Raw genomic sequence first — 25629 nt, forward strand, 5'->3', positions numbered from 1 at the left:
ATTTCACCTACGGCGTTCAGGCGAATCTGCATGCCCCCTCACTCCATCCGCTTCAGCTCCCGGTAATCGCCACTCGTTCGCAGTGTAAGAGTGAGCGGCTCCCGCGTGCGGTTGCGCCAGAACCATCCGTGCATTCCGTCGAAGGCCGCGACCAGCACTCCCGTATCAGACGCCTTGCCCTGGCCCTTTGCGTAACCGTGATACTTGATTGCCGGCGACGCCGTTCGGTCTGCGTGTGTGTCGTAGTTCACGACGCCACGGTCGGTCGACCAGGTATAGTTCACGCGTGCGCCCTTCTGCATCGACAGCTTTATTTCCTTGCCTTCGTTTGGTCGCAACGTGACGCTTGCCTCATCGGTCTTCGGAGCGATAGCCGAAGCCGCCGGCGGCGGCGCGACTGCGGGAACGGCAGTGTTCGGAATCGATCTTGGGGGCAATGACCCAACCGCGGCGTTTGCAGCTCGCGGCGGGGGGGCGCCCGGGCTAGCGCCGGGGGTCGACCGCGGGGCAGTCACACCGACCGTAGCCGGTGTCGCTCCGGCCGCGACATCGGCAGCCACGTCGGCTGCTGCTTCCTTCGCCAACTGAACCTTGATTTCGCCCATCTCCGTCAGCCCCAGCGCGCGGCCAATGCCAGTTGCATCCACACCGTACTCGGCCGGCAGCACCACCGTGACCAGCAGCAACAAGGCCACTACTGCCGCCAGCGCCGTGGAGCGGAGCAGTTTTCGGGACGAGGGAAGAGTCGTGTACGACGAAGGGATTTCTGCAGGAGCGGCGGCGCCTTCCGCCGCCGGTACTGAGTTTATATCTGACATAAAGTCGCCCTATCCTTTCTGAGTGAGGTAGTAACCCGCGAGCTGATAACCCATCAGCAGAAAGCCGGCACTCATGAGGGCAACATTGCCCGTGTATGCGTGACGCACGAAGCTGCCCGTACGCCGCCAGTAAGTCATTGCGATGAGGATCGCGCTGAGCGCAAGCAACTGACCGATCTCCACGCCGACATTGAACGCAATCAGATTCGCAAACAGGCCGTCCGGCGAAATCCGGAACTCGAGAATCTTGGTGGCCAGTCCGAAGCCGTGAAACAATCCGAATACGAGCGTCGCCGCCTTGGTGTTCGGCTGGAAACCGAACCAGCGGCGGAACGCGCCGAGGTTGTCGAGCGCCTTATAGACCACCGACAGCCCGATGATGGCATCGATCAGGTACGCGCTCACGGTCACGCCTGTGAGCACGCCAATCAGAAGCGTTGTCGAGTGACCGATTGCGAACAGGGTCACATAAACGCCGATGTCCTTCAGCCGGTACAGAAAAAATATTACGCCGAGCAGGAAGAGCAGGTGGTCGTACCCGGTTACCATGTGCTTGGCGCCGAGATAGGCGAACGGAATCGGAAGAATTCCGGAGACATTCTGGATATAGCCCTTGTCGCCCGCCGCAACGCCGTGGGCGAGTGCCTCGGCGGGCGCCAGCAGAAGCGTCAGCAGGCCTGTAATGAGCAGGATCAGAAGCACCTGCGTGCGGGTATCGGCAGCACGTAATCGCTCCATCGGGTCAAGTCTCAGCCGCACTGTATTTCCGCAAACCCTCAACGAGCCGTCTTGTTTCGGGACGACCAGTGAATGGATCGAATTCTCCAGCCGTCCCGGGTTCGGGAAAGCACCATCGACTCGGCACCAACGGAGTTGATTGTCCGCGTTTTGTACTGACCTTGAGTAGTACTCGTCCCCACCGTCCACGCAACGTCGCCCACAATGTGGATCTTCAGGGGTGCGCGAACACCCGCCACACCTTTTGCAAAAGCGATGTCTCCCGCAAGATGGTGGGACCGATACTCCGCCCGTGTTTCCACGCCGCCGCTTTCAAGAATCATTACATCTGGAGCCAGGAGCGCAAGCGCAGCCGCGCTGTCGCCCGTCGCAAGCGCGGTGTGATACCTGTTGACGACCGTCGCAACCGCAGCGGAGTCGACGCTGTTTCCACTGACCTGGCTTTGCGCCAGCACAAAAGCCGGACGAAGGACTGACTGCGCGCCAAGAAACATCGGCGCGGCAAGAAGGATGACGCGAGGGAGTCGCGTGCGGAAGCGTTTTTTCATGTGACTCGAGCCAGAGAAAGAGTTAAGAACACAAGTGTGATTTTTTGTACCCGGAATGCCGTATGATGTCGCCCTGACGCTTCTGCTTTATCGCGCTGCTTGCGGCTCTACCACCAGCTTGCCTCGCACCATGTTCATGCCGCAGGCAAAGGTGAACTCCCCGGCCTTGTCCGGCGTAAACTCGATCGAGGTGGTCTGGAACGCCGGCAAGTTGCGGGCAATGCCAAAATCTCCGAAGACAACCTGTTCGGTGCACGAAGCTGATTCGTCCCGATAGAAATCGAGCTTCACGGGCATACCCTGCTTCACCGCAATGACATCGGGCGAGTAGCCGCCCTTGACGGTGATCTTGATCTGCTGCACGCCGGTCTCGCTGATGCCAACCGCAACCGTCTCCCGCTCGCCGAAGAAATACCAGAGCACTCCGGCGATGAGCACGGCCGAACCTGCAAGCACACCCATTTCCATGGGATCCATTATATCGCTCCCGTGGCAATACCCGGCGCGCGAAACCGCCGCAGTCTCAGACTGTTGGTCACCACCGACACGCTCGACAACGACATGGCAGCACTGGCAATCACTGGCGAGAGCAGCCAGCCGGTAATCGGATAAAGAACTCCCGCCGCGATAGGGATCCCCACGACGTTGTAAATAAACGCCCAGAACAGATTCTGTTTCACGGTGCGGATAGTCGCCCGCGAAAGTGCGATCGCGGTCACCACCCCACGCAGGTCGCCCCGGAGCAGCGTGATGTCCGAGGCCTCGATGGCGACGTCGGTACCGGTTCCAATTGCGATACCTACATCTGCCTGCGCCAGTGCGGGCGCATCGTTGATGCCGTCGCCGACCATTCCGACCACAGCTTTGCCCTCCTGCAGCCGCTTCACCTCGCCCGCCTTCCCTTCCGGCAACACCTCGGCGAGAACCCGACTGATGCCAACCTGTTTCGCCACAGCGTCGGCTGTGCGCTTGTTGTCGCCTGTCATCATGACCACGTCGAGCCCCATCTGCTGCATCGCCTTCACTGCACCCGCAGATTCCGGCTTTATCTGGTCGGCGACCGCGATAATCCCGGCCAGGCGACCATCGATAGCGACATACATCGGTGTTTTTCCGTCGGCAGCAAGCCCCGATGCCCGCTCCTCGCCATCGCCGAGGTCGACGTTGCCGTCACGCATCATTTTGATATTGCCGAGCATGAGCATCCTGCCATCGACGGTGGCTTGGAGCCCGTGTCCGGGCACTGCGCGAAACTCATCAGCCTTCCCAGGCAGGATGTTTCGCGCCTCTGCACCGCGCACGATTGCCTGGCCAAGCGGGTGCTCACTTTGCCGCTCAGCGCTCGCGACAAGGCGCAGTAATTCTTCCTCGGGCGTCCCGTCCATCACGATTACGTCGGTCAGCGCTGGCTCGCCTTTGGTAATCGTCCCCGTCTTGTCGAGGATCATGGTGTCGAGTTTGTGAGCCGTCTCCAGGCTTTCACCACCCTTGATGAGAACTCCGTTCTCTGCGCCGCGGCCTGTGCCCACCATAATCGCGGTGGGCGTGGCAAGGCCGAGTGCGCACGGGCAGGCGATGATCAATACCGCAACGAAGTTCACGAGCGCCATCGTGAAGCGGATGTCCACCGGCGCAAGAATGAACCAGATGGCGAACGTCGCTATCGCGATGCAGATGACTACAGGAGTGAATATCCCGCTGATGACATCGGCGAGGCGAGCGATTGGCGCTTTTGACCCCTGTGCGTCCTGGACCATTTTCACGATCTGCTGAAGCGCGGTATCACGGCCGACCTTCGTGGCCTCGAACTGGAATGCGCCGGTCTTGTTGAGCGTCGCGCCAAATACCTGGGCGCCGACAGTCTTCTCCACGGGGATGCTTTCTCCCGTGAGCATCGATTCGTCGATAGCGGAGCTGCCCTCGAGCACCACTCCATCCACTGGGATTTTCTCCCCCGGTCGGACGAGAACGGTGTCGCCCGGCAGTACCCGCTCTACTTCGATCTCGGATTCCATGCCGCCGCGGATGACGCGTGCGGTTTTTGCCTGGAGTTTAGCGAGGCGCTGGATTGCCTCGGAAGTCCGGCCCTTGGCGCCAGCCTCGAGCATGCGGCCGAGCAGTATGAGGGCAATGATGACGCTTGCGGCCTCGAAGTAGACGGGAACCATTGCTGTCCCGGACATGCCTGCCATTCCCGGCATTGGGTCGGAACCGGTGCTCCCCGCGAAGAACGATGGATACACGGTGGCGGCGATCGAGTAGATGTACGCGGCGCCCGTGCCGATGGCGATCAGCGTGTTCATGTCGGCGGCGCGATGTCTGAACGCAGCCCACGCACCGCGATAGAACTGCGCGCCGCAGTAAAAGACGACCGGCGTCGCGAGAGCGAGCTGAAGCCAGTTGACTCCGCCGAAGTTGAGGGCCGCGACCCGTCCGTGTGACATGGCGATGACGAGAATCGGCAGCGACAGAATGGTAGCTATCCAGAATTTCCTCCGGATTTCCTCATACTCCTTGCGCCGAGCCTCTTCCTCGGACCCTTCGCCGGAACCCATGTCGCGCGTTCCAGGCGTGTCGCGAACAGTATACCCGAACTCCTCTATCGCCGTGTGTATCGCGCGGACATCGGTCTCTCCCGTGAGATACTCTACCCGTACCTGCGAAGTACCGAGGTTGAACGATGCTTCAACGACACCGCGGATGGCGTTGAGATGTTTTTCGAGTGGCTGCGCCGAACCTGACGGCCGCGCAGAATCATCGACTATAAAATCGGCGCGGGCGGTACCGGTAGTTCCATAACCAACATCTTTCACGGTCGCGAAGAGTTGCTTCAGCCCCGTCGCGGCTGGATCGTACTCGACAGTCGCGCGGGATGTCGCGAAGTTGACGTTGGCTTTTCGAACGCCCGTGCTCTTGTTGAGCGACTTCTCGATGCGGTTGGCGCACGCCGCGCAGGTCATCCCGGTGATCGGGAGATCTACCCGCTCACCTTCGCCGTCGGGAGTCGACCGCGTATGGCGCTGGTGATCGGACGCGACGGTCATCGCCCGCTCCGGTACATGAGGTCGACGAGCTCGTCGTACATCGCGTTCGCCTCATCATCGCCCGCGCGAATCGCTGAGGCGGCGCAATGTTTGAGGTGATTGCGCATCAGCTCGCGGCCAACAGCGCGAAGCGCTTCGTGGACAGATGATATCTGGATCATGATGTCGGCGCAGTAGCGATCGTCCTCGACCATCTTCTGGAGTCCGCGCACCTGGCCCTCAATGCGGCGGAGCCGTTTGAGATTGCGGTCTTTCGCGTCGGAGTCCACGGCAATCGCCTTCCGGCCTTTGTGATCACCGGATGCCGGGAGGCCGCAACCACAGCGCGCGACTACCGCTTCCCACGGCGAGCGATCCGGCTCCGAGCGCGGCAGAGCCGGGCCTGAGGCCGACTTTCGGGGCCCACGGGAGGTTGCGGCCACCCTTTGTCGCGTGTCCGATTTACTGTCCGGCATGTTCAGCCAACCACCTCGAACCCCGCATCGGCCACTGCTTCGGCTATGCGGTCGCGGGAGAGACTGGCAGGATCGTAGCTCACCTTCACCGAGCCGATATCCACGTTTTCGACATTGACGCCGTCGAGCGCGTTGAGGGATTTTGATACAGCGGCGACGCAGTGACCGCAGCTCATTCCCGAGACCTTGAGTTCCAGTTTTTCCATTGATTCCCCTTGTTTTTGCGTGATACCCTGGGTGGGTATGCAGTGAATCATTTTATCATACCCCCATACCCTATGTCAAGTGGCGATCGATCGCGCATTCGCAAGCGCTGGCAAGCTGGGCATATTTTATGCCCCTTAAAGCGTCATCGATATCATACCGTCCATATGGAACATGAGGATTCTATGCCGTCACTGATCAAATTCGCCCGCCTTCTGGCAATCGCAGCCGTCGTTGCAACGGTTGTCGCCGCGTGCAGCAGCGGCGACTCCGCGGATGCCGACACCGGCGCTGTTGCAGCCGAGCCCGCGATGATGGACACTGGCATGGCGGCGATGCCAGGCATGAACGACGCTCCGGCGAAGGACGCCGATCAGGAATTTCTGCGGATGATGGTCGACCATCACGAGGGCCTGCTGGTCATGGCCGACTCGGCTCTTAAAAAAGGTACGAGCGCCCAGGTAAAGGCGGATGCGCAGAAACTCAAGACCGATCAGACGGCCGAGAGGCAGAAGATGCTCGGGATGCTCAAGACCGATTACAGCGATGATCACATGGCGATGGTGATGCCGAGCAGCAACACTATGATCGCAGCGGCGGCACGGAAGACCGGGGCCGAGTACGACCGCCAGTTCCGCGAGAATATCATAGCGCATCATCGTGAAGCACTTACGATGATCGATAGATTCCTGCCCCGGTTCACAAAGCCCGCGAACCGGCAGATGGCTGAGAAAATGAAGGCAGCGCAGGCCAGAGAGATCGCAGACTTCGAGAAGAAGATTCAGCGGGGGGTTTGAGGCCAGCCGCGTCGGTGGCATGATCCTGCCGGCGCCATCTCACGCCTTTGAACTATTCCCTTTCGTTTGACCGCTCAGGGCGCGCCGTCCGTGTGGAGTCATGCCCCGCGGCTTGTACACTGCCAGCACCGTGGCGATGACCAGGACGAGCAGAGCGAGGGAGGCGTGGAACATGGGGGACGCATTGCGTACCGCGCCAAGATCCGCACCTGGGTCGGCGGCCACGCCTGCCATGGAGCGAAAAGTCTCCATATAAGTCAGCAGGATGATCGTGGCGACGACGGTTATCAGGAGCTTGAACACCAACCAATAGTGTCGGAACAAGCCCCACGCGGTTCCCAGGGATTGCACAATCCCGGTCAACAAGGACGCGACGGCCATCGGGACGAGGACCAACCAGGCGGCCGGCTCCATCACCAGATAGACGCCACGAACCGTCTGAGCGGCCTGGCTGGTCAAGCCGACGACGGCGAGTGCGAGGAAGACAACGACCGCGCCGAGCCATCCGACTGAGGAGGCGACATGGGCGGTGAGTGCGAACTTGCGCACGCGGGGTGGCATGATCATACGCGGCCACCCAAGGGCGATGCGTGGCCGCCAAAGTCGTGGTTTATTGTAACGGCGCGTGGGGTCGCGCCGCCCCCGCGTGTATCACCATATGATGTGTGGCGGCGTGGGCCGTGGCCCTCGCGGCCCCTGGTGAGCAACAGGATGACAAACAGCAGGACAACAACGAGGGTGATGGCCCCAAATACTTTCACCCAGCGTGGTGTGCGCATGTCCTCGCCGGTATCGGGATCCGCGGGTGGGTCAGCCATGTGCGTCTTCTCCTTGTCGCGTGTCGGAAGAACGTAATGTTTCCTGCTACGAGGCGCTCCGGTCCGCAGGGCGACTGTCTGACGCACGGCAACAGGCGGAACGCCTCGTTGCGCTCACGGATAGTTCAACCTCTTCACTCGCTTTGCTAGCCGAAATCAGCTTCGAAACGGGGAGAGAGGATGTGACCCGTTCGATTCTTGCCAGGTTGTTCGAGCGCGGGCGGACACAGTACGTCTAGCCTGCCCTCGATCGTGGGGATTTTCGCCATCCTCGGAGATACTGACAACCAGTTGCTCTGGACGGCCAAGGCATTCGAGGAGCGTTCCAATGCCATGGCCTACCGCAAGTTTGATTCGGGCCCGTGGAAGAACGACCCCCGGTTTCGTGCGCTCCTGGCACGGTCTGGACCGAAATAGCCAGGCGGCTCACCCGTTGCAACTCGGCGCCCAGGATTTGAGCGGCGATTGAGGACGGTCGGAAGGGGCAGCAACTTACAAGCGTGTAGCTTGTTCAGATGGACGTCGCTCAGTTCGTTGAACGGATTCTTTATTTCATTTAACTCGATTAATGCATCTTGGGATGCGATTTGGAGACCATGGAAGCTCCACTTGCCCACTGCCGGCTGAAAATTCGCGGTTATCATACCTGGGTTCATCTGGGATGCAGCGAAGCCGAGCGATCAATGACCCAGGAAGTGGTGTTTGATGTCGGGATCGGCTTCACGACCCCTCCGTTGGGCGCCATAACGGACCGGCTCGAAGACACGCTCAATTATGCTGCCCTTTGCGAAGCGCTCGACGCCACCGCTCGCAGTCAGCCCTACCAGCTGATCGAGGCGCTTGCACGATCCGCTTACGATGCCCTCAAAAAAATAGCGGGCCCAGGCCCGCTGATCGAAGTGACCGTGCACAAGCTCCGCCCTCCGATTGAGAATCTGCGAGGGGGCGTGCGCTTCTCGTATGGAGATATCCTGCCCTGAAACCCGCGCTCCTGGTTCTAGGGCTGGGCTCGAGCGAGCGGCATGCGGTCGGTTGGCTGCGACGCGCGGTCTCGCTGCTCAAATTGCAAGGCGGGCTGAGAATTCGCGCGGTCTCGGCGATTTACGAATCAGATGCTATGCTGCCGGAGGGCGCACCTGAATCCTGGAAGGTTCCTTACCTGAACCTGGCTCTTGCCTGCGAGACGCGGCAAAACCTGAGTCCGCTCGAAGTGCTGGCGCAGCTCAAGCATCTGGAGAGAGTTCTAGGTCGGCAGCAACGCACGCGCTGGGCCCCGCGCGAAATTGATATCGATATCCTGGCGTGGGATGGCGTGGAGCTCGACACGAACGATCTTGCGCTTCCGCATCGCGGCCTGCTCGAGCGCCCTTTCGCGCTTTTACCCTTGGCCGAAGTTCATCCAGACTGGGCTGCATCCCGGCCCGACGCCGCGACCCTCATCCGACGCTGGCGCCTGGCGCCGCTATCAGAAGTTCCGTTTCGCACGCGCCGAACTCTGCATCGCCTCACCGAATTGATGGCGGTGCTCAATCTCACGCCCGACTCCTTTTCGGATGGGGGAAGGTTCGAAGGGGGTGGCGGGAATGGCGAAATTTCCGAGGCGGCGGTTGAAAAAGCGGCGCGCGCGGCGGTCGAACTGGGTGCCACGGTCCTGGATCTGGGCGCCGAATCCACCAGACCGGGCGCAACCCCCGTGCACCCGGCGGAAGAATGGCGAAGGCTCGCCCCCGGACTTCGCGCCGTGAGCGCTCTTCGCGACGGCGTCACGGAAAACGCCTGCGCCGTGAAGATCAGCATCGACAGCCGCAATCCCGAAACTATCGCGCGCGCACTTGAAACAGGCATAGTGGATTGGATCAACGATGTAACGGGCTTTGACTCGGCCGCCATGCGCGACGTCGCCCGCGTCGCAACAGGCACGAGCGTGGTGCTCATGCACTCGCTTGGAGTGCCTCCGGATCGGCTGGTGACTTTGCGCACCGGAGAAGACCCCGTGATGGCAATCCTGGACTGGGGCAAGAACAAGCTTGCCGAGCTTGGGCGCGCGGGCATCGATCCTCAGCGCGTGATCCTGGATCCCGGCATCGGTTTTGGCAAAACGCCTGAGCAGAATCTCGCGCTCCTGCGAGGAGCCGCGCGCCTTCACGAAATTGGCGCGCGCCTCCTGATCGGACATTCGCGCAAGTCGTTCATGGCTCATTTCGAATCACCCGGATTGCATGCTCCGTCCGACCGCGAACTCGAAACCGCGCTGATCTCGACTCGACTGGCCGATCAGGGCATCGAGTACCTTCGCGTGCACGACATAGCGTTTCAAAAACGCGCGCTGCGACTCTCGGCAGCCTGGGAAGGAGTGGCACGTTGGTGACCGCGCGCCCGCAGGCCGTTGGCAACGACGATCAGCGAGCTTCCCATATCGGCGGCCACCGCCATCCATAGCGTCGCCACACCGGTCAGCGCGAGAATCAGGAACACCGCCTTGATCGCGATCGAGAAGAAAACATTCTGTTTGATAATTCCAAGCGTTCGGCGGGAGATCCTTATCGTCTCCGCTACTCGTGAAAGATCGTCCGACATCAACGCGATGTCCGCCGTCTCGATGGCGACGTCGGTACCCGCAGCGCCCATTGCTATGCCAAGCGTCGAGGCGGCAAGCGCGGGGGCGTCGTTTACGCCGTCACCGACAAAAGCTGTCCGGTGGCCCCCGTTCTCCAGCTCGTTGACGATTCCGATTTTATCAGAAGGCAGAAGACCGGCATGGAACTCCGTTATGCCGAGCTCGGCGGCTGCAGCCCGCGCCGTCCCCTCGTTGTCGCCCGTCAGCATGATGACCCTCGAAATACCGGACGCACGCAAGGACGCGACTGCAGAGCGCGCATGGGGACGCACCTTGTCTGCAATCGCCACAAAGCCAAGGGGCCTTCCGTCTCGGACGACAAGCATCGCGGTTTTCGCTTCACGTTCAAACCGCGCGAAGACCGCCTTCGTTTCTTCGGTCTGAAGTCCGAGTTCCCCCGCAAGGCGCTCGTTGCCAATGTGAATGAATTGTCCGTCCAGAACCGCGCGAGCGCCAAGTCCGGGCATCGCCTCGAAATCATCCGCTTCACCGGCGGTGATTCCACGGTCGCGGCCATGGGCGAGGATCGCCCGCGCGAGGGGGTGCTCGGAACGGAGCTCGATGCTGAGCGCAACATCGAGCACCTCTCTCTCAGTGCTTGCTCCGAGGCCGACCACATCGGTCACTGACGGTTTGCCCTCCGTCAACGTTCCGGTCTTGTCGAAACACACTACTGAAATCGTTCCCGCGCTTTCCAGATGCACGCCGCCCTTGATCAGAATCCCCCTGCTCGCCGCACCGGTAAGCCCGCTTACGATCGTGACAGGCGTAGAAATCACGAGCGCGCAGGGGCAGGCGACGACCAGCATCGCGAGCGCGCGATAGATCCACGTTTCCCACGTGCCTGCTCCGAACAACGGCGGCAGGATCGCGATAAGCAATGCGCCAATTACCACCGCTGGCGTATAGATCCGGGTGAATCTGTCAACAAAAGTCTGACTCGGCGCTCGCGTCGCCTGAGCATCTTCTACCGCGTGCACTATCCGAGCAAGCGTCGTGTCGCTTGCCGGCTTCGTCGAACGAACATCAATTGTACCGTGGCCGTTGAAGGTGCCCGCGAAAACCTCTGCGCCTTGCTCCTTGTCGACCGGCATGGATTCGCCGGTGATCGCGGCCTGGTTCACGCTCGAGCGACCCGTGATGACTTCGCCGTCCACCGATATTTTTTCTCCGGGCCGAACGACTACTGTTTCACCGACCGCAACATCGGCGACGGGAACGCGAAGCTCGCCGCCACTCCGCCGTACCGTCGCTTCAGCGGGCGACAGATCCATCAGCGCCTTGATCGCGTTTCGCGCCCTGTCCATCGAGAACGATTCGAGCATCTCCGCGACGGAAAACAGAAACAGCGTGGCGGCCGCCTCGGCCTGCTCTCCGATCAGCCACGCGCCTACGGCTGCAATGGCCATGAGGAAATTCATGTCGAGCGAGCGGTTCCGCGCCGCCCTCAGTCCCTGGGGGAATACGAACCATCCGCCCGCAACGCTGGAGATTCCGAGGGCGGCGATTCCGATCCAACCTTGGCCGCCAATCCAATTACTCGCTACACCGAGGCCCAGGAAAAGACCGCTGATGGTGGCCGTTATGAAACGGCTACGGCGCCTCAGGATCGACGACGACGCTTCTTCCCCGCCTCTAGTCGAGATTCCCGGCTCGACCGCATCCCCGACACCGTACCCGATACGTCGTATGGCGCCGGCAATGTCGTCGCGACGAACAGCGCTTTCGGAGTACTTCACTCGCACGCGACCGCCTACAACGTCCACCTGGACATCATCGACGCCGTTGAGTTCGGAAAGTGCGCGCTCGATGGGTGCCGCGCACGAAGCGCAATCCATTCCATCAACGCGGAGATACTCGGTGCGAAGCTGGACTGGGGGGATTGCCTCCGTTCCGTCGCGGTCAACTTTCAACATTCGCAATGTCCTGCGCCCGGGACGCACGCCGTGGCGAGAACCGTCGCGGATGTGCTGAGGTCTGTCACCGGCGCGATCGCGTCAACGGATCATTATTCTCAGCCTCTCTCACATGACGAATCCCTTCGCGCAGCAACGAGCCGATATGTTCGTCGTCGAGCGTGTAGTACGCGATCTTGCCCGTTTTTCTGTAGCGGACGAGGCGGAGCAGGCGCAGTGAGCGAAGCGAATGGGAGACCGCCGACTGCGACGCACCCAGCAACGTCGCGATGTCGCAAACGCAAAGCTCCTCTTCGGCGAGCGCGGCCACGATTCGCAGTCGCGTCGGATCCCCCAAGGTCTTGAACGTTTCGGCAAGCGTCGCGACGTCGGCAGCTGACGGCTGCGCCTTCCGCGCCCGATTCACCCTCTTCGCGTCTACACATTCCACCTGGCATTCGGCATCGCCATCGGAAGTGTCGCGGTCTGGTGGTCCTCCCAGCACTCGTCGCTGAGTCGCTTTGGCCCTCACTGCGGGCCGACGGCCTGATCCATGTCTCGTCGCTTGCGGCATTTTCTCCGGTGCTATAGGTTACCTGCTCATATGAGCATTCGTTCATACATAAGCTATGCCCGCGCCTGGATTGCATCAACCCGCCACTTCGCAGAGCGGGCTGCGGTCCTTCGCCGTGTAACCGCGACGTTCCTTGCGCTGGCGTTCATCGGCTTTTCCGCCGAAACGCTGATCGCGGATGTTCACGATGGCGATGCCTCGCTAGCCGAGGTAGAAGCCGCGGGATTGTTCGCGGCCGAAATGGCTGATCAAACCCCCGGTATCGCTCCAGCGCCGGAACGTCACTCAGGGGAAGCGCCGTCTACCGGCCACTCGGCGCATGTCTGCCACTGCATTCACGCCCACGGTGGCATTCCCGGGATCTCCGCAACCCGACCGGTTGTCGCTAATCCCCGATCCCACGTTCCGGGAGCGTCCGACCGGATGCCCGCGAGCGTAACCGTCGAACCGCGTATCCGCCCTCCCCAAGCGTAGCCTTCGAAGCCAGCCGGCCCGCGCCTTAAGCGCAGCCTGACTGGTTTGTGCGCCCATTCGGCGCGCCCCCAAATCTCGTGACTTCATGCAGCTGCCCGGCGTTCCTCGGGCAACTCCACGCGCGTTTCAGGCCCGTTCGGGCCTGCAATACGATTTATACAGGGAAAGGCATTGATCACTCATCATATTCGATCCATCGTGGGTCTTGTCACCGTGCTCGCCGGGAGCTGCGGCTGGTTCCTTGTTCCTGATCTCGCATCAGGACAGTCTCGAGCTCCAGCCTCGGAACCGCGCACGCTTCGGCCCGCGGCTCGTGACTCCGTCAACATTGGCGACGGCCTTCGCGACGCGCTGGTTGCAAATAATCCCGAACTTCTCGCGCGTCGGCTGGCACTGCGCGCCGCCGAAGCCGGTGTGCGCGCCGCCGGTCACAGGCCCGTTGCCATTCTCGCGGCCGAAGCCGAGGAGATTCCCCGCGGAGTTGACATCTCTGACGGGGGTTCGTTGACTGTCGGCATCGAGCAGGAATTCCTGAGCGGCGCACTACGGTCATCACAGAGAAACGCGGCTATGTCGAACGTAACTGTGGCTCGCGCTGCCATAGCAATCACCGAGCAACGGCTCCTTGCGTCACTTGACCGACACTCCGTTCGGCTTTCGGCGTGGGGGACGATCGCACGGCGTCTTGCTGCTGAAGACGGGATCCTCGCCTCCGCGGAAGGTTCTATCCGCGGCCGATTTGCGGTGGGCGACGCCCGTTACGTAGATGTACTTCGACTGCGAACTGAACGGCTCCGCGTTCAGGCCGATCGTGCTGCGGCGATCACCGAAGTGCGCGCCGCGCGGGCAGCGATGACAGGGCTTGTGGGGTCGACGTCCGATACGGCCACCGGTAGACAGCTGCGAGCCGTGCTCGATTCGATCGAGGTGAGCCCCCTCTCCCTCATGCTGATGCCTGTCCTCGACATTGACAGCCTTCTCGCACGGTCTGGAATCCTCGCCATGTCCGCTGCACGTGTCGCGCGCGCAGCCGCCGCTCAACGCGTGCTCGTCGCGGAGCAGGGCCGGCGAATCACAGCCAGTGTTGGAGGCCAGCGATTCGAGGACCAACGCGGAGGTATTTCTTTTGGTCCCGCGATTTCCTTTTCAACGAGCCTTCCCTTCACGGCACGACGTGGAAACCGGGCAAGGGCCGAAGCTGCCGGACTCGAAGCACGAGTGGTGAACGCGGAGGAGCGGGGCACACTCGCGACGCTTCGCACAATACTGGCAATCGCGCGCGATCGGCACGAAGCGGCGCGAGCCCGACTGTCTGTCTATGAGAGCGCGCTGCTCCGTGGAGCACGCGAAGAACGTGAAAATGCGCTCGCAACATTCCGATCGGGCGAGTTGTCTCTGACCGAGCTCCTTGATTTCGAACGAGCATTGGCGCGGGCCGAAATCGACCGCATTCGTGCGCGAATCGAGGCCGCTGAAGCGATGGAGGATTTTTACAACGGAATCGCCGAGGCCGCAGGTCTCCGTCCGGGGAGCAGCCGATGAAATTGTACTCATCTTATCGACAGCCATCCCAAGCTCTTATTGCGCTGGCAATATCCGCGTTTGCCGCTTCTGCTTTTGCGGGTTGTAGTGACAGCAAATCAAACGGCGATAACGCCTCCGGCCCGGCTGGCGGGAGCGCCGAAGCGGCAAGTGCGGGCGATAGCGACAAACATGCTGGCGAAGAACACGGCGACGAGAGCCGCGTCACGCTCACCGAGGCGGAAATGGCGACCGCGGGGATTGGCGTAGCCGAGGTGACCGCCGAGCCGGTGGTCGCCGAGCGGGCGGCTCTGGATGTGCCGGGCCAGGTGGAGCACGATCCTCGAAGGGTGGCGATAATATCACCGCGTACATCGGGCCGGATCGAACGCCTTCCCGTTGTCGAAGGCGATCATGTGCGCGCAGGCCAAACCGTGGCACTCCTGACGAGCCCGGCATTCCTCACTGCTCAGAATGATCTGGCACAGGCGGCCCGGCGAGCCAGCATACTCGCAGGTACACCGGACGCTCAAGGCGCGTCGGCACTGGTGAGTGCAGCACGGCGGCGGTTGTCTCTGCTCGGTGCCGGAACTGCCCTGATCAGACGCGTCGAGGGAGGCGCCGAGCCAAGCCTCGTACTGGCCGTAGCGGCACCATTCGGCGGGACGATAATCGAAGCAAGCGTGCTGGCGGGAACAGCGGTCGAAGCCGGCACCCCGCTTTTCAAAATCGCGGACCTGTCAGTGGTTGACGTAGTCGCAGAGGTACCGGAGCGAGCGTTGTCGCTCTTGCGAATTGGGCTCGACGCATCGATCCGTATTCCCGCCTATCCGAATCTCCGGTTTGCCGGAACTGTGGAGCGACTTCATTCGGAACTGAACCCGACAACAAGAACGGTTCGCGCAGTGATCCACGTATCCAACCGTGGCGGGGCGCTACGGCCGGGAATGTTCGCCAGCGTTCAGTTCCCGGTTACGATGGGGGCCGCCCTCGCCACCGCCACCGCCCCCGGTGGTACGAGTCCGACGACCGGGTCAGTTCTGACGATTCCCGAAACGGCACTCGTCACTGACGGCAGCAACCGGCTGCTTTTTGTGGAGGTCGCGCCCCGCACGTTTGAGAAACGCATAGTCCAGGTTGCCTCGCTCGCTCCGCCGGGATCGGGTAATTCGACATCCGGCCGCGTAGCGATCGCCAGTGGAGTCAAGGCCGGCGAGCGGGTGGTGATACGTGGCGCTTTCACACTCAAGTCCGAGCTCGCGAAAGCGTCATTCTCGGATGAGCACTAGGTCCGTCAGGTGATCGAAAAACTGATTGGTTGGGCGGTACGCCGACGGATGACCGTAATGGTTCTCGTGGCCGCGCTTGTCGGCGGCGGGGTGTGGGCCCTGCGAACTCTCCGCGTCGACGCATTCCCTGATCTGACAGACGTCCAGGTGCAGGTGCTGGTGGAGGCACCCGGCCTGTCGCCAGTCGAAGTAGAGCGGCTCGCCTCCTTTCCGATTGAAGTCGCGCTGAACGGAATTCCACGAGTTACGCTGGTTCGATCGATCTCAAAGTACGCGTTTGCCGCGATAACGGTCGTCTTCGAGGACGGCGTCGACCTTTATTTCGCGAGGACGCTTGTCTCCGAACGCCTCCAGAGCGTTCGCTCCAGCCTTCCTCAGCAGGTGGAGGTATCGCTCGGTCCGCTCTCGGCGGCCAACAGCGAGATCTATCACTACACTCTGGAAGATACGTCCCGCGCGTCCAGTACTGCCGAGCGAACGAGTTTGACCGATCTGCGCACGCTGCATGACAGGGTTGTCAGACCGCAACTCCGAACAGTCGCCGGCGTTACCGAGGTAAACGCATTCGGCGGATTCGTCAGACAGGTACAGGTTGTCATCTCCCCCGAGCAGCTCGTCAGGTACGGCTTGACCCTGCACGATGTCGTCGAGGCAATCGAAGCGAATAACAGCGTTGCCGCCGGTGGCTATCTCGAACATCGCGATGAGCAATACATACTGAGAGGCCTCGGCCAGGCAACCGGCCCTGATGATCTCGCGCGGACGGTCATTCGAAGTACGACTGCGGGAATACCCGTGCTGGTGGGGGACGTTGCACAAATAGCCTACGGATCTGAGCTCCGGCAGGGTGCCGTGTCGCGGGATGGAACGGGGGAAGTGATGAGCGGCATCGTGATGATGCTTCGCGGGGAGAACGGTCGTGAAGTGGTGAGACGCGTCAGGGACCGGGCTGCCGAAATCAACAAGACCCTGCCTGCGGGAGTGGTGCTAACCCCCTTCTACGACCAGACAGATCTGGTGAACGGTACTCTCAGGACCGTTCAGACAAATCTCGTCGAGGGTGGCTTCCTGGTGATCGCGATCCTGCTGTTGTTTCTCGGGAACATCCGCGCGGCATTCATAGTGGCGGCGACGATTCCGCTGTCGCTGCTATTTGCGTTTGTCGGAATGCGCTGGCTTGGACTTTCGGCGAATCTTATGAGCCTCGGCGCCATCGATTTCGGGATGATAGTCGATGGGTCGGTGGTGATGACCGAACACTTTGTGAAGACGTTGCATCAGGATGAGGAAGACGGGGAATTTCCATTCACCGCCGACGGATTATTCAAGCGGATAGCCGGCGCAGCTCGCGAGGTGGGACGACCGATCGGCTTTGGCGTTCTCATCATCATGCTGGTTTACATCCCGATACTGTCGTTGCAGGGGCTCGAAGCACGGATGTTCAGGCCGATGGCAATCACTGTCGCAATCGCGCTCTTCGGCAGTCTGCTCCTCGCGCTGGCTTTCATTCCAGCGGCCGCAACGTGGGTGTTCAGGAAGGGGGCTCCCGAATCGCGGGTGGCAATAAGGCTTTCTCGGTGGCTCGACGGACGATACGCGCCGATTTTGGCGCGATCGATTGCACGGCCGGCCGCTACACTCGGAATTGCGGTCGGGATATTCGCGGCGTCCATGTTCGTTGTACCACTTCTCGGAACGGAATTTCTGCCCGAGCTCGACGAGGGCTCTTTACTTATTGAAGCGACGAGAGATCCGGGAGTTTCCTTGACGAGGTCGGTAGAGATGCAGCGCGAACTCGAGCGGACTGTTCGGATGAGTCCTGAGGTCACGACAGTTGTAAGCCGCGTTGGGAGGCCGGAAGTCGGAAGCGATCCCATGGGGTTGAACCGGGCGGACGTGTTCGTGATGCTCAAACCACGTTCGGAATGGAGGCCGGGCGTCGACAAAGACAGCCTGGTCGAGGAGATCGAGCATCGCCTTGACGATCGCGTGCCTGGTGTTGGTGTCGCTTTTACTCAACCCATGGCGATGAGGCTCGACGAGCTCATCTCCGGTGTTCGGGCAGATCTTGCGGTCAAGGTGTTCGGAGACGATTCACGCGCGAACCGGGAAGTTGCCGAGAAAGTCGCGGCTGTGGTTCGCACCGTGTCTGGTGCAACCGAGGTTCGCGTTGAGGCCACGGAAGGCCAGGGATACCTCAACGTGCGCATGAACCGCGATGCAATGGCGCGTTTCGGAATTCCGATGGCCGAGGTTCAGGAGGCTTTGGAGACGGCGGTCGGAGGTCGTCCGGTTTCGCAGGTAGTCGATGGGAGCTACACGCTGGACGTTGTAGTTCAGTATCCTGCAGCACTTAGAACATCTCCGGAGGCGATCGGTGCTATTACCGTACCGGCTCCCGGCGGAGCTCGAATAGCGTTGTCACAGCTGGCGGAGATAGCGCTGGAGTCGGGGCCGGTCCAGGTTAGCCGTGAGTCAGCGCAACGACTTGTCGTCGTGCAGGCGAATGTCGCGGGCCGGGATCTCGGCGGGTTTGTGGATGAGGTGCAGGCCACCATCGGGCGCAACGTAATCGTACCGCCGGGGATGTTCGTCACGTATGGAGGAGAGTTCGAGAATCAGCAACGGGCGATGAGCAGGCTCAAGTTTGTGGTCCCGGTGTCGATTGCTCTTATTGCGGGATTGCTGTTCATGTCTCTCGGATCGTGGACCCTTGCCCTGCTCGTACTTACAAACCTTCCGTTCGCGGCCGTCGGCGGAATTCTTGCGCTCTGGGGCCGCGGGCTTCACCTCTCGGTTTCGGCGTCAATCGGCTTCATCGCTTTGTTTGGCGTCGCCGTACTCAACGGCCTGGTTCTGCTCACGACTGTTCAGCGGACGCGGCAGGCCGGTGCGTCGGCAGAGGACGCAGCGCTGGAGGGAGCTCGGTCGCGGCTCAGGCCGGTCCTGATGACCGCGCTCGTCGCGTCGTTCGGATTTCTTCCGGTTGCCTTTTCCCATGGAACGGGGGCCGAAGTACAGAGACCGCTGGCTACGGTCGTGATCGGCGGACTCGTCACATCCACTTTGCTTACACTGCTGGTGCTTCCAACTCTGTATAGTTGGATCGAAGGCCGGGTCGAACGGCGCATTTCGCGGCGCGCGCTGACAATGTCACCCACTGGCGGTGTGACACTTCCGGGAGCGGTTCGACAATGACACAGCCTCATGCTGGCGGTTCTGGTGGGAACTTGCTTACGAACCCCAGCCCGGATACGAAGCCGGACCCACACAATCATCGTCCCGGTGAATCACACAATCACGGCGCCGGAGCGAGCCGGCGGCGGCTTGCGACGGTGCTCGTTCTCGTCTCGTTCTACATGGTGGCCGAGGCTGTAGGAGGGTGGCTCACCAACTCCCTTGCGTTGATGGCCGACGCCGGTCACATGTTGTCCGACGCCGGTGCCCTGGCGCTGTCACTATTCGCAGTATGGATCGCCCAGAGACCAGCGACCTCGCGGCGAACGTACGGTTACCATCGCACAGAAATCCTTGCAGCACTGGTCAATGGCGCGACGCTTGTCGCCATCTCACTGCTGATCTTCGTCCAGGCATATCACAGATTCAGCCGGCCGCCGGAAGTACAGGGCGGCCTGATGATCTGGATCGCCGTCGGCGGGCTGCTCGTAAACATGCTCGGCTTGTGGATCCTCAATTCGCAACGCCATGAAAGCCTAAACGTGCGGGGTGCGTGGCTCCACGTACTCACTGATGCAATCGGCAGCGTCGGAGCGATGATCGGCGGAACGCTCATCTGGATTTATGGCTGGAACTGGGTGGATCCGCTGATTTCTGTGCTGATTGGAATTCTCGTCATTTACTCATCGTGGGCGCTCCTCAGAGAGACTGTTGCCATTCTCATGGAGGAGGCGCCCGGCAACATCGACGTCGAAGTCGTGCGAGCGTCGATGTCCCGGGTAGGCGGGATAACGGACGTTCATGATCTTCACGTATGGTCAATAACAAGCGGTATGGTCGCGCTCTCTGCGCACGTAAAAAGCGATGATGTCGAGCCAGCAGCGGTTCTGCTCGCCTTACGCAATGTGTTGAACGATGATTTCGGGATCGGGCACATCACCATTCAGATCGATCCGCCCGGACACGACGATTCGGGGTGCTTCGCTTGCCACACAACCGCAGATGTGTACGCAACTCCACTAAAGTGAGTTGGGATGGCAGGCACCGTTTCAGCGGAAGAGATACGAGCGCAATCTCTAAACCTCCTCGACTACGCGGCGCGCGGCCAGTACATGATCACGGCGACGCCGGCGAGACAAAGCACGCCCCCTGCAATATCCGGCACGTCGGGCCGGTGGCCGTCAACCCACCACCCCCATAATAGCGACAGCACCACAAAAACTCCGCCATACGCCGCATAGACACGACCGAAGTGCGCGGGCTGAAGGGTTGGGACGACACCGTACAGAAACAGGAGCAGTCCGCCAATGACACCGACGAACACGGCGCGTCCTTCGCGGAGCCAGAGCCACACGAGGTAGCCGCCGCCAATCTCCATGAGTCCCGCCACAACGAACAGCGCTATCGAGCGCAGGAGGATGGCCGCAGTCATTCCAGCGACGGCCGTTCCGCCGGAGGGGGTGAGTTGCGCCGGATCCATCACCGATTCCCCTTGGTAGCCACGTGCTGGCGATGGCGCGCCCTGGTGTTTGGCGCGCGCACCCGTGGAGGCGCAGCAATGGGCGAGCAGCCGCAATCCTCGAGACGCAGACAGCTACAGGCGAGTGCGCGCTTAAGCACCCTCCTCATCCTCGATACACGTGCGACCTGTACGTCGATCTCTGCAAGCTTGCGGGTAGCCAGCGCCTCCCACCGCGTCGCCGGCCTCGTGCCGGGCTCGAACCCGCGGATCAACTGCCGCGTTTCGGCCATCGTGAAGCCGGCTTCCCTCGCAAGCGCTATGAGAGCAAGCCACCTGAGCACGGTCTCATCGTAACGCCGCTTGCCACCTGCGCGAGCCGGACGCGGTAACAGACCCAGGCTTTCGTAGTAACGGATCGCTGACGCGGCGAACCCTGAACGGCTAGCCACCTCGCCGATGCTCATCATGTCCATTGCGATTTCCCCTCCCGCTTGGGCTTGACCTCAAGTGTGCTTGAAGTTGTAATGTCCGGACGAGAGTCGCAATAGTCGTACACTCACGGAGTCATCATGCAGGCAGGTATGAAACAAACCAAGTCAGAGCCCTCGTCCTCGCAAGTCATCGCGTGCGTCCCGGGGGGCATTCCAGCCGATGAGAGAGACGCGCACTTCGCGCTTCTGTCCCGGCTATTGAAGGAAGACGTCCGCGAGCGGCTCGGCAGCCCGGACGGTTACGCATTTCGCTTTGACAGCGAAAACTTCGATGACATCGCCCGCTATGTGAGCAACGAACGAAAGTGCTGCCCGTTCCTCAACTTCGTGATCGAGGTCGCGTCCGATGGCGGGCCGCTCTGGCTTCGGCTAACTGGTCCCTCCGGCACGCGGGAGTTTCTTGACGCGGCGATGCCTGCCATTCGGTAACAACCACGAAGCCGAAAGTTGCTACTACCACTATATAGTTATATACTACAGTTGTTGTCACTCTCCGTCTCCCGACACACTGCGACCTCGGATCCCCGATCATGACCAAAACGCACTCGCCCTCTGTAATTGCCCCTGACGCGCTGGCGGCACTCCTCCGGAAGCAACCTGGGGTTCGCCTCCTCGATGTGCGCACCCCCGGTGAATACGCAACCGCTCACATCCGCGAAGCCATTAATGTCCCGCTCGACCGGCTGGACGAATACAGCCGCGAAATCAGCAAGTCGGGCAGCGATCCAATAGTTCTGGTGTGCCAGAGCGGCCAGCGTGCGCGGAAAGCCGATGGTGCTCTGCGCGGGGCGGGAATGGCGAACCTGATGATCCTGGACGGGGGCGTCGATGCGTGGGCGGCAACTGGGCAGCCAGTTATTAGGGGTGCCAGACGCATGTCCCTCGAGCGACAAGTGCGAATTGCGGCCGGTGCACTGGCTGCCACCGGCGGTTTCCTCGCGCTATTCGTAAATCCGCTCTTTGCCGCTGTTCCCGCATTGGTCGGCAGCGGGCTCGTCTTCGCTGGAATCACCGACACATGCATGATGGGAATGCTTATCGCGAAGCTGCCCTATAATCGCACAGCTTCCTGCGACGTGCAGTCAATGGTACGCCAACTCTCATCGCCGATTAGGCGGCGATGATTGTTCTGGGGTACGCGCTTGCCGCAGTCGTCGGGCTCTCGCTCGGATTGATGGGGGCCGGCGGATCTATCCTCACAGTCCCCATATTTGTCTACTTGCTCGGCTTCGATCCGAAACTGGCGATCGCGATGAGCCTGCCAGTGGTCGGAGCAACCAGCCTCGTTGGCGCGGCGGGCCACTGGAAAGCAGGTAATGTCCATTTCCGAACAGCGGTGAGTTTCGGAGCGATCGCAATGATCGGATCATACATCGGGGCCCGGCTGTCAGTCCTTTTCGCGGGGGCGGTGCAGTTGACGCTTCTAGCTGTTGTGATGATCATCGCCGCGGTCTTCATGTTCCGGGCAGCAGCTGGGCAGGAGGATACGTCTCCGGTGGCCACCGACACGCGGTCCGGCGCATCGCTGGCACTACTCGTCCCTGTTGCCATCGGCGTCGGCCTGTTGACGGGACTTGTCGGAACCGGAGGAGGATTTATGGTCGTACCGGCCCTGGTTCTTCTCGCTCGTGTTCCGATTACGCAGGCGATTGGGACATCGCTCCTTGTTATCGCACTGAATTCGGTTGCCGGATTCGCCGGTTATTCCACGACTGTCAGCGTGCCGTGGACATTCCTGTTCGGCTTCACTGCCATCGCCATCGCTGGGATCCTTGCTGGCACATACCTGGTGCGATTCATAGCTCAGCGAACGCTCAAGCGGGGATTCGCGGTTCTCCTGATGCTGATGGGAGCCTTCATTCTTTACCAGAGCAGAGCGGCATTCGGGCTGCTGTAACCGGGGAAACGACCAATGATCCTCAAACGCATTTATGATTCGAAGCTCGCGCAAGCGAGCTACCTGATCGGCTGTGCCGCCACCGGGGAGTGTCTGGTGGTCGACCCCAATCGGGACGCCGGACAATATCGCCGCGCCGCAGGCGATGACGGCCTTCGCGTTACGCATGTAGCCGAGACTCACATCCACGCCGATTTCGTTTCGGGAGCCCGCGAGCTCGCACATCAGACCGGCGCCGCGCTGCTACTTTCGGATGAGGGCGACGCAGATTGGAAGTATGCGTTCGCCGCGGACGCTGGCGCGCGATTGCTCCACGACGGCGACACCTTCATGGTGGGGAATCTGAAAATCGATGTGATGCACACTCCCGGGCACACCCCGGAGCACATTGTCTTTCTCGTCACTGATACCCCCGCCTCCGACAATCCGATTGGAGTACTCACCGGTGACTTCGTTTTCGTAGGCGACGTGGGCAGGCCTGACCTGCTCGAGAAAGCCGCGAAGATGGAGGGCACAATGGATGCGAGCGCACGAACTCTCTTCCGAAGCCTCAATAAGTTCAAGCAGCTCGACGACTACATCCAGATCTGGCCAGGCCACGGCGCAGGTTCCGCTTGCGGCAAATCACTGGGCGCGGTGCCACAGTCGACGGTCGGCTACGAGCGGATGGTCAACTGGGGGTTGAACATCGACGATGAAAAAACTTTTGTAGAGCAGGTGCTCGCAGGACAGCCGGAACCGCCGAAGTATTTCGCCGAGATGAAGCGGATGAACAAGGCGGGCCCGCGCATCCTCGGAGAACTCCCCCAGCCTGCCGAGCTTGCTCCAGAAGCGATCGGGAAACTGCTTGAAGCGCACGACCTCGTAGTCGATACGCGACCGCCCGCCGAGTTCGCGGCGGGACATATTCCCGGCACAATCAACATTCCGCTCGACAAGAGCTTCAACACCTGGGCCGGCTCACTCCTTCCGTACGGCCGCGATTTTTATCTCATCGCGCCGACCGAGCGCGTTGGCGAAGCGGCGCGGGATCTCGCAATGATCGGCCTCGACCGACTGGCCGGGTACTTCGCGGGCAGCGTATTCGATGAATGGACCAGTCGCGGAAACAAGCTCGGTGTCGTTGCCCAGATCAGCGCCCGGCAATTGTCAGAGCGCTTAAAGGCTGGCGAAGTTCAGGTGCTCGATGTGCGGGGATCATCCGAGTGGGAAGCTGGTCATCTCGCCGGTATAAAACACATACCGCTCGGATACCTTCCCGAGCGGCTCGCCGATATTTCCCGGGACCAGCCAGTTGTCGTGCACTGCCAGGCGGGGGGCCGGTCAGCGATTGCGGCGAGCGTGCTCCAGGCGCACGGGTTCGACAATGTCATCAATCTCACCGGTGGCATTACCGCGTGGCGGAGCGAGGGACTGCCGGTTGAGCAATGATGGTTCCTGCACAACCTCGCAAGTGCTGCAATCCCCGCCCCACTTACCGAGCTTTGGCCGGAACAAGAGCCAGAGCGAGAGCAGGAAAAGCGCGCCGAGACCTGCAACAAGCAACGTGAAATGCTGGGCGAGCCATGCACCTCCCGCAGTTCCCCCGAGCACGAGGAGGATTGGGACCGCGTGGCAAGGACAGGTCAGCATCGCACCGATACCGCCAACGTGCTGGGACAAACGTAGCGGGGCCGGCGGAGAACCGGCTCGGCGCCCCAGTATTTTTGCGAGGTGCATTGATATACTATACAACCAAGCAGTTGTCTCATCAACCGTCAGTAGTTGCAATCTGAAGGAGCGCGTGAACGAGGTTGGGAGGATACGTAGATGAGCAATCTGAAACTGACCCCTGAAGTCCTTGCCCTGGTCGCCGAGCGCTTCAAGGCGCTCGCTGAGCCCGCTCGACTGCAAATTCTCAACTGTCTGCGAGGCGGCGAGCTGACTGTTGGCGATCTCGTTGTGCAGACCGGACTCGGACAAGCCAATGTGTCAAAACACCTGCAACTCCTCCACAGCCGGGGCTTCGTGACGCGCAGCAAGGAAGGCCTTTTCGTGTACTACTCCCTCGCGGACAAGACTGTCTTCCGGCTCTGCGATATAATGTGCGGAAGACTTGAAAGCGACATGAAGGCACGCATGGCAATTCTCGCTCTCTGATCGCGGCCGCTCCAGCTCATCGGAATCCTCGCGCCAACTCGGCGATGCTTTGGCCCCCAAGATTCAGGGTCTTCTCCCGATCGCGTGGGCGGTTCGGGGGCGAGAGAACCCCCGGGTAGTGCACAGTGGCGTGTTTTGAGTTTCCTGTTTTTCAGTTCACCGTTTTTCTGTTTTACTGCGCACCGTGACTTGTCCTCTCCGGCCGGGGGACTCGAGGACCTTCGCCCGCAGGGCGCAAAGCATGCGGCGAATGTTCAGTGCGTGCGCGTGCGCCTTGGTCCAAACGCGGAGGCGGCGATAATCCTGCATGCGGCAAATTGCCGTCGCCGTGGCAATGCAGCCCAACCCAACGATATCGGATCAAAGCCGAAGTGCTCACGCCCCCGAATCTGATGCAGTCCGATAGGGGTCGCGGATGAACGGGCAACGGTGTCACAGTAAACGCACAACGCGCCACTGACCGGGTTTAGCCCCCATATTCGCCCACTCGATCGGGAGAAGATCCAAGATTCATTCTGAGCAGCCTTACGGAGTTGAGAAATACCAGGATGTCGGGACCGAGGTGGATGACCGCGGCCTGAACCGGTCCAATCAGTTTGAGGAGTGCCGCAGTGATCCCGAGAATGTGCACGACGCCGACACCAACGAAAAGATTCTGCTGAAAGGTCCGG

Annotated in this window: 27 protein-coding genes; 13 read left to right on the forward strand and 14 right to left on the reverse strand. The window is 61.0% G+C overall.

Annotation, left to right across the window (positions count from 1 at the left end):
• Nucleotides 1–38: 38 nt before the first annotated feature.
• The 7 genes from WKF55_07100 to WKF55_07130 all read right to left on the reverse strand — a co-directional run bounded on the left by WKF55_07100 (nucleotide 39) and on the right by WKF55_07130 (nucleotide 5809).
• The gene (locus tag WKF55_07100) at nucleotides 39–818 is read right to left on the reverse strand and encodes a hypothetical protein (protein MEJ7759345.1); all 780 of its coding nucleotides are present in this window, start codon (nucleotides 816–818) and stop codon (nucleotides 39–41) included.
• A 9-nt stretch (nucleotides 819–827) separates the two neighbouring features.
• On the reverse strand, nucleotides 828–1577 hold the full coding sequence (locus tag WKF55_07105; GenBank protein MEJ7759346.1) for a HupE/UreJ family protein: 750 nt from the start codon (nucleotides 1575–1577) through the stop codon (nucleotides 828–830).
• A gap of 17 nt (nucleotides 1578–1594) precedes the next feature.
• Complete coding sequence (locus WKF55_07110; protein ID MEJ7759347.1) at nucleotides 1595–2104, reverse strand: nuclear transport factor 2 family protein; 510 nt, start codon at nucleotides 2102–2104, stop codon at nucleotides 1595–1597.
• 87 nt (nucleotides 2105–2191) lie between these two features.
• Entirely contained in the window at nucleotides 2192–2581 is a 390-nt protein-coding gene (locus WKF55_07115) for a cupredoxin domain-containing protein (protein MEJ7759348.1), read from the reverse strand.
• Nucleotides 2581–5148, reverse strand: a complete 2568-nt coding sequence (locus WKF55_07120; GenBank protein ID MEJ7759349.1) for a heavy metal translocating P-type ATPase — start codon at nucleotides 5146–5148, stop codon at nucleotides 2581–2583. The genes WKF55_07115 and WKF55_07120 overlap by 1 nt, the downstream gene beginning before the upstream one ends.
• Nucleotides 5145–5417 (reverse strand): metal-sensitive transcriptional regulator, encoded by a 273-nt coding sequence (locus WKF55_07125; protein ID MEJ7759350.1) that lies wholly within the window; start codon nucleotides 5415–5417, stop codon nucleotides 5145–5147. The genes WKF55_07120 and WKF55_07125 overlap by 4 nt, the downstream gene beginning before the upstream one ends.
• A gap of 188 nt (nucleotides 5418–5605) precedes the next feature.
• A complete protein-coding gene (locus WKF55_07130) occupies nucleotides 5606–5809 on the reverse strand; it encodes a cation transporter (protein MEJ7759351.1) in 204 nt (67 codons plus the stop codon).
• Nucleotides 5810–5992: 183 nt separating this feature from the next.
• Here WKF55_07130 and WKF55_07135 point away from each other — a divergent pair, with 183 nt between their 5' ends.
• Nucleotides 5993–6604, forward strand: a complete 612-nt coding sequence (locus WKF55_07135; GenBank protein MEJ7759352.1) for a DUF305 domain-containing protein — start codon at nucleotides 5993–5995, stop codon at nucleotides 6602–6604.
• A 39-nt stretch (nucleotides 6605–6643) separates the two neighbouring features.
• Here WKF55_07135 and WKF55_07140 read toward each other — a convergent pair whose 3' ends face one another.
• Both WKF55_07140 and WKF55_07145 read right to left on the reverse strand, forming a co-directional pair.
• The gene (locus tag WKF55_07140; protein ID MEJ7759353.1) at nucleotides 6644–7171 is read right to left on the reverse strand and encodes a hypothetical protein; all 528 of its coding nucleotides are present in this window, start codon (nucleotides 7169–7171) and stop codon (nucleotides 6644–6646) included.
• Nucleotides 7168–7422 carry a hypothetical protein gene (locus tag WKF55_07145; protein MEJ7759354.1) on the reverse strand — a complete coding sequence of 85 codons (255 nt, stop codon included), beginning with the start codon at nucleotides 7420–7422 and terminating at the stop codon, nucleotides 7168–7170. The genes WKF55_07140 and WKF55_07145 overlap by 4 nt, the downstream gene beginning before the upstream one ends.
• A 596-nt stretch (nucleotides 7423–8018) precedes the next feature.
• Here WKF55_07145 and WKF55_07150 point away from each other — a divergent pair.
• Nucleotides 8019–8402, forward strand: a complete 384-nt coding sequence (locus WKF55_07150; GenBank protein ID MEJ7759355.1) for a dihydroneopterin aldolase — start codon at nucleotides 8019–8021, stop codon at nucleotides 8400–8402.
• A 23-nt stretch (nucleotides 8403–8425) separates the two neighbouring features.
• Entirely contained in the window at nucleotides 8426–9790 is a 1365-nt protein-coding gene (gene folP / locus WKF55_07155; protein MEJ7759356.1) for a dihydropteroate synthase, read from the forward strand.
• Here folP and WKF55_07160 read toward each other — a convergent pair.
• Nucleotides 9736–11955, reverse strand: coding sequence for a heavy metal translocating P-type ATPase (locus WKF55_07160; GenBank protein MEJ7759357.1), 2220 nt, complete (start codon nucleotides 11953–11955; stop codon nucleotides 9736–9738). The two genes, folP and WKF55_07160, sit on opposite strands and share 55 nt — an antisense overlap.
• Nucleotides 11956–12019: 64 nt before the next feature.
• On the reverse strand, nucleotides 12020–12466 hold the full coding sequence (locus WKF55_07165) for a metalloregulator ArsR/SmtB family transcription factor (protein MEJ7759358.1): 447 nt from the start codon (nucleotides 12464–12466) through the stop codon (nucleotides 12020–12022).
• 72 nt (nucleotides 12467–12538) lie between these two features.
• On the opposite strand from WKF55_07165, the gene WKF55_07170 reads away from it, so the two are divergent.
• From WKF55_07170 to WKF55_07190, 5 genes are all read left to right on the forward strand, one after another.
• Entirely contained in the window at nucleotides 12539–12982 is a 444-nt protein-coding gene (locus WKF55_07170; GenBank protein MEJ7759359.1) for a hypothetical protein, read from the forward strand.
• A 198-nt stretch (nucleotides 12983–13180) separates the two neighbouring features.
• Nucleotides 13181–14524 carry a TolC family protein gene (locus WKF55_07175; GenBank protein MEJ7759360.1) on the forward strand — a complete coding sequence of 448 codons (1344 nt, stop codon included), beginning with the start codon at nucleotides 13181–13183 and terminating at the stop codon, nucleotides 14522–14524.
• A complete protein-coding gene (locus tag WKF55_07180) occupies nucleotides 14521–15792 on the forward strand; it encodes an efflux RND transporter periplasmic adaptor subunit (protein ID MEJ7759361.1) in 1272 nt (423 codons plus the stop codon). Before WKF55_07175 ends, WKF55_07180 begins: the two co-directional genes overlap by 4 nt.
• A 9-nt stretch (nucleotides 15793–15801) precedes the next feature.
• A complete protein-coding gene (locus WKF55_07185) occupies nucleotides 15802–18990 on the forward strand; it encodes a CusA/CzcA family heavy metal efflux RND transporter (protein ID MEJ7759362.1) in 3189 nt (1062 codons plus the stop codon).
• Nucleotides 18987–19997: a cation diffusion facilitator family transporter gene (locus WKF55_07190; GenBank protein ID MEJ7759363.1), complete on the forward strand. Its 1011-nt coding sequence runs from the start codon at nucleotides 18987–18989 to the stop codon at nucleotides 19995–19997. The genes WKF55_07185 and WKF55_07190 overlap by 4 nt, the downstream gene beginning before the upstream one ends.
• 62 nt (nucleotides 19998–20059) lie before the next feature.
• On the opposite strand, the gene WKF55_07195 is transcribed toward WKF55_07190, so the two are convergent.
• Both WKF55_07195 and WKF55_07200 read right to left on the reverse strand, forming a co-directional pair.
• The gene (locus WKF55_07195) at nucleotides 20060–20449 is read right to left on the reverse strand and encodes a YnfA family protein (protein MEJ7759364.1); all 390 of its coding nucleotides are present in this window, start codon (nucleotides 20447–20449) and stop codon (nucleotides 20060–20062) included.
• Complete coding sequence (locus WKF55_07200; GenBank protein MEJ7759365.1) at nucleotides 20449–20904, reverse strand: MerR family transcriptional regulator; 456 nt, start codon at nucleotides 20902–20904, stop codon at nucleotides 20449–20451. Before WKF55_07200 ends, WKF55_07195 begins: the two co-directional genes overlap by 1 nt.
• Nucleotides 20905–21012: 108 nt before the next feature.
• On the opposite strand from WKF55_07200, the gene WKF55_07205 reads away from it, so the two are divergent.
• The 5 genes from WKF55_07205 to WKF55_07225 all read left to right on the forward strand — a co-directional run bounded on the left by WKF55_07205 (nucleotide 21013) and on the right by WKF55_07225 (nucleotide 24958).
• Entirely contained in the window at nucleotides 21013–21351 is a 339-nt protein-coding gene (locus WKF55_07205; GenBank protein ID MEJ7759366.1) for a hypothetical protein, read from the forward strand.
• A 101-nt stretch (nucleotides 21352–21452) separates the two neighbouring features.
• Nucleotides 21453–22046 carry a rhodanese-like domain-containing protein gene (locus tag WKF55_07210; GenBank protein MEJ7759367.1) on the forward strand — a complete coding sequence of 198 codons (594 nt, stop codon included), beginning with the start codon at nucleotides 21453–21455 and terminating at the stop codon, nucleotides 22044–22046.
• Nucleotides 22043–22819 (forward strand): sulfite exporter TauE/SafE family protein, encoded by a 777-nt coding sequence (locus WKF55_07215; protein MEJ7759368.1) that lies wholly within the window; start codon nucleotides 22043–22045, stop codon nucleotides 22817–22819. Before WKF55_07210 ends, WKF55_07215 begins: the two co-directional genes overlap by 4 nt.
• Before the next feature lie 15 nt (nucleotides 22820–22834).
• Nucleotides 22835–24250: a rhodanese-like domain-containing protein gene (locus tag WKF55_07220; protein ID MEJ7759369.1), complete on the forward strand. Its 1416-nt coding sequence runs from the start codon at nucleotides 22835–22837 to the stop codon at nucleotides 24248–24250.
• Between the two features lie 378 nt (nucleotides 24251–24628).
• The gene (locus WKF55_07225; protein ID MEJ7759370.1) at nucleotides 24629–24958 is read left to right on the forward strand and encodes a metalloregulator ArsR/SmtB family transcription factor; all 330 of its coding nucleotides are present in this window, start codon (nucleotides 24629–24631) and stop codon (nucleotides 24956–24958) included.
• Between the two features lie 466 nt (nucleotides 24959–25424).
• On the opposite strand, the gene WKF55_07230 is transcribed toward WKF55_07225, so the two are convergent.
• Nucleotides 25425–25629: hypothetical protein (locus WKF55_07230; protein MEJ7759371.1), on the reverse strand; the 205-nt coding region annotated here is incomplete at its 5' end.

The sequence above is a fragment of the Gemmatimonadaceae bacterium genome (genome assembly GCA_037721215.1).
In the GTDB taxonomy this organism is placed as follows: Bacteria; Gemmatimonadota; Gemmatimonadetes; order Gemmatimonadales; family Gemmatimonadaceae; genus UBA4720.

Coding starts and splice junctions, on each gene's coding strand:
- WKF55_07220 (MEJ7759369.1), top strand. CDS start 22,835: ATGATCCTCAAACGCATTTATGATTCGAAGCTCGCGCAAGCGAGCTAC.
- WKF55_07210 (MEJ7759367.1), top strand. CDS start 21,453: ATGACCAAAACGCACTCGCCCTCTGTAATTGCCCCTGACGCGCTGGCG.
- WKF55_07140 (MEJ7759353.1), bottom strand. CDS start 7,171: ATGATCATGCCACCCCGCGTGCGCAAGTTCGCACTCACCGCCCATGTC.
- WKF55_07205 (MEJ7759366.1), top strand. CDS start 21,013: ATGAAACAAACCAAGTCAGAGCCCTCGTCCTCGCAAGTCATCGCGTGC.
- WKF55_07145 (MEJ7759354.1), bottom strand. CDS start 7,422: ATGGCTGACCCACCCGCGGATCCCGATACCGGCGAGGACATGCGCACA.
- WKF55_07180 (MEJ7759361.1), top strand. CDS start 14,521: ATGAAATTGTACTCATCTTATCGACAGCCATCCCAAGCTCTTATTGCG.
- WKF55_07130 (MEJ7759351.1), bottom strand. CDS start 5,809: ATGGAAAAACTGGAACTCAAGGTCTCGGGAATGAGCTGCGGTCACTGC.
- WKF55_07150 (MEJ7759355.1), top strand. CDS start 8,019: ATGGAAGCTCCACTTGCCCACTGCCGGCTGAAAATTCGCGGTTATCAT.
- WKF55_07225 (MEJ7759370.1), top strand. CDS start 24,629: ATGAGCAATCTGAAACTGACCCCTGAAGTCCTTGCCCTGGTCGCCGAG.
- WKF55_07110 (MEJ7759347.1), bottom strand. CDS start 2,104: ATGAAAAAACGCTTCCGCACGCGACTCCCTCGCGTCATCCTTCTTGCC.
- WKF55_07160 (MEJ7759357.1), bottom strand. CDS start 11,955: ATGTTGAAAGTTGACCGCGACGGAACGGAGGCAATCCCCCCAGTCCAG.
- WKF55_07200 (MEJ7759365.1), bottom strand. CDS start 20,904: ATGGACATGATGAGCATCGGCGAGGTGGCTAGCCGTTCAGGGTTCGCC.
- WKF55_07195 (MEJ7759364.1), bottom strand. CDS start 20,449: ATGGATCCGGCGCAACTCACCCCCTCCGGCGGAACGGCCGTCGCTGGA.
- WKF55_07135 (MEJ7759352.1), top strand. CDS start 5,993: ATGCCGTCACTGATCAAATTCGCCCGCCTTCTGGCAATCGCAGCCGTC.
- WKF55_07100 (MEJ7759345.1), bottom strand. CDS start 818: ATGTCAGATATAAACTCAGTACCGGCGGCGGAAGGCGCCGCCGCTCCT.
- WKF55_07215 (MEJ7759368.1), top strand. CDS start 22,043: ATGATTGTTCTGGGGTACGCGCTTGCCGCAGTCGTCGGGCTCTCGCTC.
- WKF55_07115 (MEJ7759348.1), bottom strand. CDS start 2,581: ATGGATCCCATGGAAATGGGTGTGCTTGCAGGTTCGGCCGTGCTCATC.
- WKF55_07190 (MEJ7759363.1), top strand. CDS start 18,987: ATGACACAGCCTCATGCTGGCGGTTCTGGTGGGAACTTGCTTACGAAC.
- WKF55_07120 (MEJ7759349.1), bottom strand. CDS start 5,148: ATGACCGTCGCGTCCGATCACCAGCGCCATACGCGGTCGACTCCCGAC.
- WKF55_07170 (MEJ7759359.1), top strand. CDS start 12,539: ATGAGCATTCGTTCATACATAAGCTATGCCCGCGCCTGGATTGCATCA.